10 protein-coding genes are annotated in these 11,182 nt (G+C 61.1%); 2 read left to right on the top strand and 8 right to left on the bottom strand.

Going from position 1 to position 11,182, the window contains the following annotated elements:
- Positions 1 to 85: 85 nt before the first annotated feature.
- Complete coding sequence (locus IEX27_RS05925) at positions 86 to 730, top strand: dihydrofolate reductase family protein (protein ID WP_188720002.1); 645 nt, start codon at positions 86 to 88, stop codon at positions 728 to 730.
- A gap of 229 nt (positions 731 to 959) precedes the next feature.
- Positions 960 to 2,156: an acyltransferase family protein gene (locus tag IEX27_RS05930; RefSeq protein ID WP_280516459.1), complete on the top strand. Its 1,197-nt coding sequence runs from the start codon at positions 960 to 962 to the stop codon at positions 2,154 to 2,156.
- Positions 2,157 to 2,183: 27 nt separating this feature from the next.
- On the opposite strand, the gene IEX27_RS05935 is transcribed toward IEX27_RS05930, so the two are convergent.
- From IEX27_RS05935 to IEX27_RS05970, 8 genes are all read right to left on the bottom strand, one after another.
- Positions 2,184 to 4,076 carry a bifunctional diguanylate cyclase/phosphodiesterase gene (locus IEX27_RS05935; protein ID WP_188720004.1) on the bottom strand — a complete coding sequence of 631 codons (1,893 nt, stop codon included), beginning with the start codon at positions 4,074 to 4,076 and terminating at the stop codon, positions 2,184 to 2,186.
- A 255-nt stretch (positions 4,077 to 4,331) separates the two neighbouring features.
- Complete coding sequence (locus IEX27_RS05940; protein ID WP_188720005.1) at positions 4,332 to 4,715, bottom strand: RidA family protein; 384 nt, start codon at positions 4,713 to 4,715, stop codon at positions 4,332 to 4,334.
- A 17-nt stretch (positions 4,716 to 4,732) separates the two neighbouring features.
- Positions 4,733 to 5,584 carry an SMP-30/gluconolactonase/LRE family protein gene (locus tag IEX27_RS05945; protein WP_188720006.1) on the bottom strand — a complete coding sequence of 284 codons (852 nt, stop codon included), beginning with the start codon at positions 5,582 to 5,584 and terminating at the stop codon, positions 4,733 to 4,735.
- Entirely contained in the window at positions 5,581 to 6,801 is a 1,221-nt protein-coding gene (locus IEX27_RS05950) for an aminotransferase-like domain-containing protein (protein ID WP_188720007.1), read from the bottom strand. Before IEX27_RS05950 ends, IEX27_RS05945 begins: the two co-directional genes overlap by 4 nt.
- Before the next feature lie 24 nt (positions 6,802 to 6,825).
- A complete protein-coding gene (locus tag IEX27_RS05955; RefSeq protein ID WP_188720008.1) occupies positions 6,826 to 8,091 on the bottom strand; it encodes a Coenzyme F420 hydrogenase/dehydrogenase, beta subunit C-terminal domain in 1,266 nt (421 codons plus the stop codon).
- An 86-nt stretch (positions 8,092 to 8,177) separates the two neighbouring features.
- Positions 8,178 to 9,122: a LysR family transcriptional regulator gene (locus IEX27_RS05960; protein WP_188720009.1), complete on the bottom strand. Its 945-nt coding sequence runs from the start codon at positions 9,120 to 9,122 to the stop codon at positions 8,178 to 8,180.
- Between the two features lie 70 nt (positions 9,123 to 9,192).
- Positions 9,193 to 9,819: a LysE family translocator gene (locus IEX27_RS05965; protein ID WP_188720010.1), complete on the bottom strand. Its 627-nt coding sequence runs from the start codon at positions 9,817 to 9,819 to the stop codon at positions 9,193 to 9,195.
- Between the two features lie 78 nt (positions 9,820 to 9,897).
- On the bottom strand, positions 9,898 to 11,127 hold the full coding sequence (locus IEX27_RS05970; protein ID WP_188720011.1) for a metal-dependent hydrolase family protein: 1,230 nt from the start codon (positions 11,125 to 11,127) through the stop codon (positions 9,898 to 9,900).
- Positions 11,128 to 11,182 lie beyond the last annotated feature (55 nt).

The following is an 11,182-nucleotide window of genomic DNA, read 5'->3' on the forward strand; positions in this document are numbered from 1 at the left end:
CTGTAGTTGTCAGGATTGTTTGCGGTCCCTCTTCATCCCGCCAGTTTGTCCCGGCATACTCTTCAGACAAAGAGGAGGGTTCGGGATGTCACTTGTCCGCGTGCAGCACTTTGCCATTTCCCTCGACGGGTTCGGGACCGGGGAAGGGCTCAGCCTTGAAGAGCCGTTCGGTCATGCCGGCCAACGACTGCATCAATGGATGCTCGGAACCCGTTGGTGGCACTCTCTCGTTGGTCAGGCGGACGGTTCTGGCGGCATTGATGACACGCTGCTCAGAACCTTCGATGTCGGTATTGGCGCAGAGATCATGGGCGCGGGGAAGTATGGCTATCCGGGCTGGCACGAGAACCCTGACTGGAAGGGCTGGTGGGGGGACAATCCGCCATTTCACACGCCGGTTTATGTTCTGACGCACCATCCGCGTCCGCCTCTTGAAATGGAGGGCGGGACGACGTTCTATTTCCTCGACGCCTCACCTGAAGAAGCGCTCGCCGAAGCGCGCAAGGGTGCAAAGGGCAAGGATATCCGCATCGGCGGCGGCGTGCGCACGCTGCGTGACTTCCTCAAGGCCGGTCTGGTCGACCAGATGCACATCGTGCAGACGCCGATCCTTCTCGGTCGCGGTCAACGCCTGTGGGACGGGCTGGAAGGGCTTGAGCAAAGCTTCGACGTCGAAACGGTCTCATCTCCCAGCGGCGTGACGCATATGATGTTTACGCGGAGGGGATGACACGCTCCAGGCGGGCAGCAGGCGGCACATTCTCGATAAGAACCTGCGACGAAGCCCAGGAGAGTAATACTTTCGGAGTGCCCGGATGCAACGGAGGTAGTGCCGGGCAAGCCCGGTTCGCCGAATTGCCAGCATGTGTACGGCCAAGCCGCCTGCGATAAAGGCTTGCAGCAGATCCGACTGGTCATGTTCCAGAGGGGCTGCATGTGAGTGGGACGGGGGAACAGGTATGTCGGCTGGAAGCATTCATGGTGCGCATGCGTCCACAAGAGTAGGCCCGATAGACGCGCTGCGGTGTTTCGCAATGACCGCGGTGGTTGCGCAGCATAACGGCCTGCTGCCGTTCGGCTGGACCGGGGTCTGGTTATTCTTTGTCATCTCCGGATTTGTGGTCACGCAGTCCGTTATTTCACGACCTTCAGCAGACAGCCCAGCGCAGGGTTTATCCCGTTTCTTCGAGAGACGGGTGCGGAGAATTGTTCCAATCTACTATGCCTATATCGGCGCTGCCCTTCTCTTCTGCCTCTTCGTTGGGGGAGAGGCAGATCCAATCGTCTTTGCTTCGCTTCTCGGCTTCTTCAACAATATTGCAATGACGCTCGGGCATGGAGCGCTGCGCCTGTGGCCAGTCGGGCATCTCTGGACCATCTCGGTGGAGATGCAGTTCTATGCGGTCTACGGTGTGCTCTTGTTCCTTATGTCGCGCAACCGGTTGATGGTGCTGCTTGCGTGTTCCGTCGTTGCCGCACCTATTCTGCGCATGCTGGCATCCATTTATATCTCCGGGTTCGGCTGGGACAGTGAGGCCATGGCATTCGCCATCTATGCGGGATCGTTTCTGCACGTCGACGCCTTTGCTGTCGGCGCGCTCCTGGCCATGGCTACACAGAAAGGCTTGATCGATCGGATCGCGCGCCCACTGGCGGTAACAGGTTTCAGCGTCCTCGGATGCTACGCGACCATCTATGTCAGTATCAATTACAGCACCGGCGCCCGCGGCATCGACGCCTTCCGGAATGTGATCTCCGGCATCATCTGGGGCCAATATCGCGAGGTTTTTCTCTACAGCGCAGTCGTCATGGCCAGCGGTGGGCTGGTGGCGCTTGCCGCCGTGAAGGACCCGCTGGTGGACTGGTTGCTCAGGTCACGTGTGCTGCAGAGGATCGGCGAAATCTCCTACGGTGCCTATGTCTACCATGCGCTGGCAATCGTTCTGTGCTGGAGCTTCCTCCGCGAGATCTTTGGCGTTCCAGGGGATGACTGGCCGCTGCACTGGCGCATCGCACGCTTCGTGCTCTCCTACACATTGACGATCGTTGCTGCAGAACTTTCGTATCGCTATTTCGAAACGGGCTTCATCCGCGGCAAGCGCGGGAAGACAACAGCAGCGCAGGTCCCGCCATATTCAACGGCGGACTTGAGGTAGGACTTGGCAATCCCAAGTCCCAACGTCTCACACGTATGCCGGTTGGGGCCAGGAGAACGAGGCGTGTCTCTGGCACCCTGCCTGCGGACGGGGCATGCCCTGGCCATAGAGCTCAAGCAGGTCCGTTGCCTCCTCGAAGGAGACTGCGCGTGAATAGTAGAAGCCCTGGCCGAGCTTGCAGCCCATGCGGTGAAGCTCACGGGCCTGCTCACGCGTTTCCACGCCCTCGGCGATGATCCGCATGCCAAGCTTGTTGGCGATCTCGATCAGCGCGGAGACGATAGCCTGGCTGCCCCGGTCGTGGCAGAGGCGCTGAACAAAACTCTGGTCGATCTTGATCAGGTCCACCGGAAATTCCAGAAGGTGTGTGAGCGAGGCATAGCCTGTGCCGAAATCGTCCAGCGCCACGAGCATGTGGTTCGTGCGCAGGTTCTCGACACTGGCGGCAACAGTGTTGTCACCGCCGTGGCCCATGAAGACCTTCTCGTTGACCTCCAGCACCAGGTGTTTGAGGGGCACATTGTGCCGGCCGAACACCTCGGAGATTCGTGCTTCAAGATTCCCGCGATGGAAGTCCGGCGAGGTGACATTCACGCCCACGTGCTGGATCGGCAATCCCATGTCGAGCCAGAAGCGCAGGTCGGAAGCGACACGCTCGAGCACCGCGTCGGTCACCATGTAGGCGAGGCGCGGTTCGCTCAGCGCCTGATGAAATTCGCCAGCGGTCAGCACGGTGCCATCAGTGTTCCGGATGCGCACCAGCGCCTCAACGCCGACCACTTCCGCCGTCTCGATCTTGATCACCGGCTGATAGTACGGAATGACCCGCTCTTCGCGCAGGGCTTGATCAAGCAGGGAAACAGCGTTCAGACGGTGGGTGATGGCGGTGCGCATGCCCAGTTCGAAGGGAACGAAACCGCCGCGCCGGGTCGACTTGCCGTGGTAGAGCGCGAGATCGGCGTTCTGGGCAATCGCCTCGGCTTCTCCCGGTGGATTGCAGAACACGCCGCCCACGGTGACGTAGCAGTTGAGGGTGCTGCCGTGAAACTCCACCGGAAGATTTACGGCCTCGAGGATGGCGGTCGCCCACTCGGCCATCTGTTCTTCGCTGGAGCATGCGGGAACAAGAACGCCGAATTCGTCGCCCCCCAGCCGATAGGAAATGATGTTGTCGCCGAGCGAGGAAAGGCGGATGCCAACGGCGCGGATCAATGCGTCGCCCGCGGCGTGGCTCAGGCTGTCGTTGACGCCCTTGAGGTCGTTTAGGTCGAGAAGCAGCAGCGCGAAGGGACAGGATCCCCGCGCAAACTTGGAGAGATCGTCGAGATAGCCGTTACGGTTGCGCAAGCCTGTGAGGGGATCGCGATAGACGAGCGACAGAAGCTCAGCGCGGGTCTTCTCGTTTTCGATGGCGATGGCACAAAGCTGGGTGCAACAGGCAACCAGTTCACGCTCGAAATCGGTGGGTCCGGTTCTGGTCTTGAAATAGAAGGCGAAGGTGCCGATCACATCGCCTGCACGGGAACGGATGGGTGAGGACCAGCAGGCCTTCACCTTCAGATGCGACGCCAGATCCTGGAAGGGAGCCCAGTTGGGATGCCGGTTGAGATCGACGGTGGTGACTTCGTGTCCGTGATAGGCGGATGACCCGCACGAGCCAATGTTGGGGCCAATCGCAAGGCCATTGAGCGCCCTGGAATATTTCAGGGGCAGGTTGGGGGCGGCGAGAGTGCGCAGTTGCTTTTCAGGGGTCACCGCGAGGATGGAACAGAGCACGTCATGGTTCGCGGCATGCTCTGCCTGCCGGCAGATGAAATCCATGATGTTGGGCAGCGCAACCGCATCCCCGATCATCTGGATCACGGCATTTTGCAGGGTCCATATGATGTCACGATGGCTCTGTTGACCAGTAGTCTGCATCCATGCGTCCCGTGTGGAGGTCACACCTTGCGCACCCTCGACAATCCGGTGACGCAAATCAAGCGGAAAGCGAGCCTGAGACGAATTTTGGTTGGCAGACTTTTTCCAGGACGGCACAGGCTTAATGTGCGTCCCAAGTATTTGTAATGCTTTGGCTTCTCCTTGATGAAGATGCAGAAAGAATATGGCTGTCTGCAGGGGTGTTATGCGAAATATGATGGAAATACAAAGCAGACAGCTCGGAGGGGCGAAACCTTACCTGGTGCTGATTTGGGCTACTGCTTCCACCTCCATCAGAAAGTCAGGTGACAGCAGACCCTTGACGATCACGGCCGTGCCGCAGGGCGGATTGGCGTCGAAAAGCGCGTTCTTCACGCCCGCATAGGCCTGATAATACTCTGCATCGACCAGATAGCAGCGGAGCGCCACGACGTCATCCAGCGTGGCACCGGCAAGCTGCAGCACTGCCATTATGTTGGCGAAGCATTGCCTTGCCTGCGCCACCGGGTCGCCGATGCCGACGACCTTTCCTTCCTGCAACGAGACCTGACCCGAAACATGGATCAGATCGCCCTTCAAAACGCCTTGGCTCATGCCCGGAAACTTCATGCCCGGTGGGTTGAGGTTCCTGCGTTCCATGGTCTTCTCCTTCCGAGTCACGGACACGCGCCGCGGGCGGCGGGTACGGTCACCCGGGCCACATCGATCCGGCCGCCACGCTTTTCCAGCGTTTCCGGCCGCATGCTGGGATTTGCGACGCAGATGTAGAGGTCGCGGCCGTCCTCTCCGCCGAGCATGCAGGCGAACGCGCCGGCACCTTCAATGGTCACGGTCTCCACGATTTCACCACCCTCACGGACACGGACGACCGAGTTGGTGAAGGGGGAGGCAGCCCAGATGCATCCTTCCGCATCGAGGCAGATCCCGTCCGGGACGTGGCCCGGCATGTCGGCAAACACCCGTCGGTTGGAGAGACTGCCGTCTGGGGCAATGTCGAAGGCCGTAAGCCTTGGAGCGAGGGACTCCGCTATGATAAGAGTCTGCCCGTCGGGTGTTATCACCGTGCCGTTCGGACAGACCAGTTCGTCAGCCACGATACGTGAGGTTCCATCGGTGTCGACCATCACCAACATGGTCGGCGTGACGGAGTCACCTGCCTCAAAGTTGAACCCGATGTTGCCGACGTAGGCTCGGCCCTTGCTGTCGACGACCATCTCGTTGGTGAGATGGCGGTGGATGTGGTTGAGGTCGCAATGAAGCGACAGGCCGTTCTTGCCACGGCGGAACAGCTTGTGCTCCTCCATGGAGACCACCAGCAGGTCGCCGTCAGGAAGCCAGCCCATACCGGAAGGACCACCCTCGACATGGAAGCTGTCGACGCGCGTACCATCCGCAGCCAGGATGTGGACGGTTTCGTCGTGCTGGTCGGCAAACCACAGCTGGCCTTCATGCCAGCGCGGTCCCTCGGGGTAGGCAAACCCCGAGGCGATGGTGCGTGCTACATTCATGCGGGCACCCGCACGCATTCGCGCAGGATGGCGCCGAGACGAGCGAGACCTTCTGCGATGACCTTCTCGCTGACGTGTCCGTAAGAGATGCGCAGGAACTTGCGGTCATCCGGCACGCCTGCAAAGCGCTCGCCGGGACGGAAGAAGATGCCTTCCTTTGCAGCACGGGCGGCGGCGGTGTCCCAGTCCACGCGGTCGTCGATCTCAACCCAGATGTAGAACGAACCCTGCGGCATGTGAAAACGGACGAAATCGCCGCAATGCTCGCGCAACGTCTGCGCCGCGATGTTGGCCTTGCGGCCATAGACCTTGCAGACGCGCTCCAGATGCGGTTCGAGCAGGCCTTCGTCCATGTAGGATGCCATGAGGCGGGCGATCCACTGGGCGACGCCGAGATCCTGGCGCATGATCGCCAGCGGCTCGATCGCCTTCGGGTCGCCGACGAACCAGCCCATGCGCAGGGCAGGAGCAACCATCTTCGAGAAGGAGCCGCACTGGATGACGCGGCCGTCGTCATCGAGGCTCAGGAGCGAGGGCAGGGGTTCTCCGGCAAAGCGCAGATCGGAATAGACGGCATCTTCAACGATGAGGAAGTCGTGCTTCTTGGCCGCTTCTACAAGCATCTTGCGGCGGGGGATCGACATTTCCGTGCCCGTCGGCGTCTGGAAGGTCGGGATGGTGTAGACCAGCTTCACCCGCTTGCCTTCAGACTTCACTTGCTCGATCAGTGCTTCCAGATCCTCGACCACCATACCATTCTCGTCGATGGTGATGGTCCGGATCTCGCCGCCCTGCATGGTGGCAAAGCGCAGCGCGTAGGGGAATGACGAGGCTTCGGCGATGACGACGTCACCCGGATCGATATAGCCAGCCATGGCGAGCGCCAGACCCTGTACGGAGCCGGAGGTGAGGATGACGCCATTGTGCCCGAAGTCATGGCCCTGCATCTTCCTGGTGCGCTCTGCGATGCGGGAACGCAGGCCTCGATAGCCGAAGATCAGTTCTTCGTAGCCAACACCCGGGTCGAAATAGTCGAGCACCGATGGTCCCGCCGAGTCCAGGACCTTCTTGGCGAGGCGCGTCAGGTCCTCAACAGGGTAGGTCTCAGGGGCGGCGAGGCCCTGGTCGAAGTTGTAGATCGCCGGGACTTCCGGGTCCGGGAAAAACAGCGCGGGGCCAGTGTTCGCTGCTTTCGCGCGAAGTGCTTCTACAGACATGGGGTTTCCTCCTCCTCCAGTTTGTTATTGCCCGCTTCCCGCGCCGGATTGCGCGGTGATTGGACTTTCATGGTTCCTGCCTTTGAGCAGGCGGCTGATGACGCCGGTGAAAGCGGCGAATGCTTCGCGCGGGCTTGCCTCCAGCAGGCCGGCGCGGACGACCCGATGGCCAGGATAGCGCGGGCGAGGGCTGCGGGTAACGGCGAGGCCCATCAGTCGCCAGAACACCGAGCGTTTTTTCAGGGCGTGGTCATCGTGCATGGCTTCGAGTTCAGCGACAGAGAACGCCTCCTCGTGCAGATAGCAGGCGGCGATCGCCTCCTGGATGAGATCCACGCCGCGCTTGGTTCGTGCGATGTGGATGTTCCAGCCGTCTCCAGCCTCGCGATGGCTCGGCTTGCCGTTCTCCATCACCCAGCAGTCGCCTGCGACCACGTCGGCATGTTCGCTGATGCCATCAACGCAGATCTTGCAGCGGAACATGAGTTCGTAGCGCAGGCCCGAATACCAGGTTTCGTCATAGGTCTGGCTGAACTGCCGACCGTCCTCGGTTCGCACGAAGGTCGGACCAGGCCAGCCATGGCCGCGATAGCGAAATTCGGTCACCTCGGAAGGATCGACGCCGAAGCGGCGGACGACGTTGTGTGTGGCGTCAATGCTGGGCGAACCGCCGCAGAACATCGCCAGCATGTACGGTACCTGTCGGTCGATGCGCGGATCGGTAAGCGCCATGCGCCGCAGTGCGGCGACGTCGCACGGCTTACCGATGAAGGCGAAGCGGCGGCCCTCGTCGAGGAGCTTCCCCACGATGCGCAATGGCGCAGCCGGGCCATAGCGCGAGCCGCTGCAGGCCAGCACTTCCTCCCGCGTGGTGTTGAAACGGGCCTCGTTTTCCATCGGATTGCCTGAAGCGGTGCCGATCTGCAGGATGCCGTCCACGCGTTCGCAATCGATGAGAAACGTCGCAAGTGCCGTCAGTACGCCGCCGGTCGCGCCGCGAAAGCGTATTTCCGGATCGGTGGCATGGCCACGTCCCATGTGCAAAATGCGCCCGAACATCCGGTGCACCGGCCCATCCGCTTCCGGTGGGTGCGGCATTGCCCGACCCGTGCAGACGGCTAAAACTCGCTCCTCTGTCTCGTGGCTCAGTTCGCCCGTGAGGCTCGGGCGCATGAAGCCTTCCGGCGACAGACCCATGCGCAGGACTTCACAGCTCGCGATGCTCTCACAAGCGCCGCAACCGGTGCACAATCCGTTCGTCACGATGTCGTTGACACTGGCTGCGCGCATCTCTCCCCCAATGCATAGCCGAAGCCTTGCCTGCACTATTCAAGGGAAGAGCGGCAGCCGCAAATTTCATTTTGCAATATGGGTTATCACTGGGATGAATGACCTGCAGCCTGCTCATCACGAGATGCCGTCAAACGCTGCATGATCTGCTTGACCCAGCCGTGAGCGGGGCTGCGTTCTGTCGCCGGATGCCAGAGCAGCCATGTCTGCAGCGGCGCCATGGGGAAGGGCGTTGGGCGCATCGCGAAACCTTCGTCCGGGAGGAAGCGCTCGACGAATATGCGCGGAATGGTCACGCAGAGGTCGCTCATTGCCAGGATGGAGCCTACGGCAAGGCAGTGCTCTATGCTTACCGTGACCCGGCGGCGCTGTTTTGCGGCGGCCAGCGCGCCGTCCACGAGGTTGGAAAAGCGAGGGCGGTTGAAGATGTGGAGGTGTTCGAGCTGCAGGTAAGCGCCGAGCGTGAACTCGCCCTCAAGAGCGGGATGCCCGCTACGCATGACGCAGACGAACTCGTCTTCCATGAGCAGGACGCGGCGCAGGTTCGGCTCGGAAGGAGGTCGGAACTCGATGGCGAAATCCAGCTCGCCCGAAGCGAGCTTCTCGTGCAGGTCACGCTCGGGCACGAAGAAGTTCTCGACTTTCATGCGCGATCCGGTGCTGCTGAGTTCGCCCACCAGCGGTGCAAGTAGGATCGCTTCGGCGAAGTCACTCATGCTGAAGCGGAGGATACGGTGCGAGGTGGCAGGATCGAAGGGCTCATGCTCGCCGAAGGCGCGTTCTAGGGTGGAGAGCGCCTCGCGAACCGGCACGATCAGCCGCTGTGCAAGCGGTGTTGGCGCGACGCCGTTCCCGGCACGCACAAAGAGCGGGTCACCGAACAGGCTCCGCAGCTTGGCGACGCTGTTGCTCACCGCCGGCTGGCTCAGATTGAGCACTTCCGCGGCCCGCGTGATGCTCGCCTCCTGATGGATGACGACGAAGACGTGCAACAGGTTCAGGTCTATGCGAGACAGATTGCGCAGCAGCATGGCGTCCTCCCGCTCCAGCAGCCTGAGGCATTCTGCTACGTCAGGGTCGCACCGGCTTCGTCCAAACCAACTATGCTACCTGCAGTTGAAGCCACTGTTCAACGATCAGCAGGGCTGCAATGACGATCATCACCAGGCCGGAGGTCTGGCTAACGAGCCGGGCGATCTGTGGCCGGGTCTTTAGAACCGCGCTGGAGCTCAACGAAACGGCCGTATAGACGAGCGTGCAGTTGACGATATGGATCGCGCCGAGTGCCACGATCTGGCCTGCGATCGGCCAGTGGGCGACGCGGCTGGTAAACTGCGGCAGGATCGCCAGGAACAGCAGGAGCGCCTTGGGATTGATCCCGCTCACGCCGAAGCCGCGCACAAACCATTGCGACCACGAGACCTTCGCCTCTTCGCCGGCTTCCGGAACGGGCGGATTTCGCAAAACGCCGACGCCCAGATAGAACAGATAGGCGGCGCCCACCAGCGTGATCGCCGTCATGGCAACCGGCATGCTCGACACGAGCGCACCCACGTCGGCAGCAACGACGGCTGTGATCACCACGTATCCGAGCATCATGCCGCTCAGCGCCGGTGCAATCGCGCGTTCGCGCAAGCCGGCGGCGATGGCGTAGGCCCAATCGGCGCCCGGCGTCAAAGCCAGCGAGATGGAAAGTGCCCAGAATGCGAGGAGGAGTGCGGAGTCCATTTGATCCGTGTGTGGTCAAAGAGAATGGCAGCCCACGCATCGCTGTGCAGGCTGCCATTGGTGTTGTTGCCAGGGCTCTTAGTTGAGCGTGTTCTTGACGATCTCGCCGCTCTTGATGATGAGCTTCATGTTGTCAGGCTTGGACAGCAGCGTTACGTCTTCGGCCGGGTTGCCCTCGACCAGAAGCAGGTTCGCCTTGGCGCCGACGAAGACGTTGCCAAGCTCGTTCTCCTTGCGGAGCACCTTGGCTGCATTGATCGTGGCGCTCTGCAGGACGTCCTTGGCCGGCAGGACGCGCGACCGGTAGGTGAACTCGTCCGACTGATGGTGGTGCAGGCTGATGTGCGTCAGGTCCGTACCAAAGGCCATCGGAACGCCTGCTTCCTTCAGGATTACCATGGCGTTGTATGCGCTTTCGCGGGCCTGGCGGGCGCGTTCCTGCTGCTCCGGGGTCATCGAGGAGGACTTGCCTTCCAACGTCTCGAAGGTCGCCATGGTCGGGACTGCGATGCAGCCCTTTTCCTTCATCATCTGCGCCGTCTCTTCGGAGACGAAGACGCAGTGCTCAATGGTGCGCACGCCGAGGCGGACGCAGCGCTCGATCGACTTGTCGGTGTAGGCGTGGGCCGCGACGTAGGTGTCGGCGATGGCCGCTTCCTCAACGATGGCTGCGATTTCTTCCTCGGAGAAGGCGAGGTGGTTGATCGGCACACCGGTCGGGGCAAGACCGCCGTTTGCAATGATCTTGATGTAGTCGGCACCAGCGCGGATTTCCTGGCGTACAGCCTTGCGCACTTCCGGAACGCCATCGCACATGTGCGACTTGGAGCCGAGCTGGAAGCGAAGATACTCCGGATCCTGATTGTCCCACTTGGCGCGGACATCCTGATGGCCGCCGGTCTGGCACAGCATCTTGCCGCAGATGACGAGATCCGGACCGACAATGGTGCCCTCATCGGTCGCGATGACGTAACCCTTGTCGGCGCCACCGGTATCACGCACCGTGGTGAAGCCGCGCATCAGCATGCCATTGAGGATGCGCGTAGCACGTGCCGCGACGAGCGAGTTGTGCAGCGCTGCATTCTGTGGAGTGGACCAGGACGACATGTTGATGTGAACGTGGCAGTCGATCAGACCCGGCATCAGCGTCAGCCCGCCGCAATCGATCACGTCCTTGCCGTCTTCGGAGGTCGGGGCGGTATTGATCTCGACGATCTTGCCGCCCTCGAGGACCACGTTGTCATAGCGGGTGACCTCGCACGATTCTGTGTCCAGGACGCCGACGTTCTTCAGCACAAGTGCCGTCATATGAGGTCTCCTCAAGGTGTCTATGTATCTAGTGCTTCGGGTAAAAGGTTTTAAC

The organism is Nitratireductor aestuarii (assembly GCF_014641695.1).
In the GTDB taxonomy this organism is placed as follows: Bacteria; Pseudomonadota; Alphaproteobacteria; order Rhizobiales; family Rhizobiaceae; genus Chelativorans; species Chelativorans aestuarii.

Bases quoted from the DNA above. Each gene is read 5' to 3' on its own strand.
- IEX27_RS05925 (WP_188720002.1), top strand. From the start codon at position 86: ATGTCACTTGTCCGCGTGCAGCACTTTGCCATTTCCCTCGACGGGTTC.
- IEX27_RS05930 (WP_280516459.1), top strand. From the start codon at position 960: ATGTCGGCTGGAAGCATTCATGGTGCGCATGCGTCCACAAGAGTAGGC.
- IEX27_RS05935 (WP_188720004.1), bottom strand. From the start codon at position 4,076: ATGCAGACTACTGGTCAACAGAGCCATCGTGACATCATATGGACCCTG.
- IEX27_RS05940 (WP_188720005.1), bottom strand. From the start codon at position 4,715: ATGGAACGCAGGAACCTCAACCCACCGGGCATGAAGTTTCCGGGCATG.
- IEX27_RS05945 (WP_188720006.1), bottom strand. From the start codon at position 5,584: ATGAATGTAGCACGCACCATCGCCTCGGGGTTTGCCTACCCCGAGGGA.
- IEX27_RS05950 (WP_188720007.1), bottom strand. From the start codon at position 6,801: ATGTCTGTAGAAGCACTTCGCGCGAAAGCAGCGAACACTGGCCCCGCG.
- IEX27_RS05955 (WP_188720008.1), bottom strand. From the start codon at position 8,091: ATGCGCGCAGCCAGTGTCAACGACATCGTGACGAACGGATTGTGCACC.
- IEX27_RS05960 (WP_188720009.1), bottom strand. From the start codon at position 9,122: ATGCTGCTGCGCAATCTGTCTCGCATAGACCTGAACCTGTTGCACGTC.
- IEX27_RS05965 (WP_188720010.1), bottom strand. From the start codon at position 9,819: ATGGACTCCGCACTCCTCCTCGCATTCTGGGCACTTTCCATCTCGCTG.
- IEX27_RS05970 (WP_188720011.1), bottom strand. From the start codon at position 11,127: ATGACGGCACTTGTGCTGAAGAACGTCGGCGTCCTGGACACAGAATCG.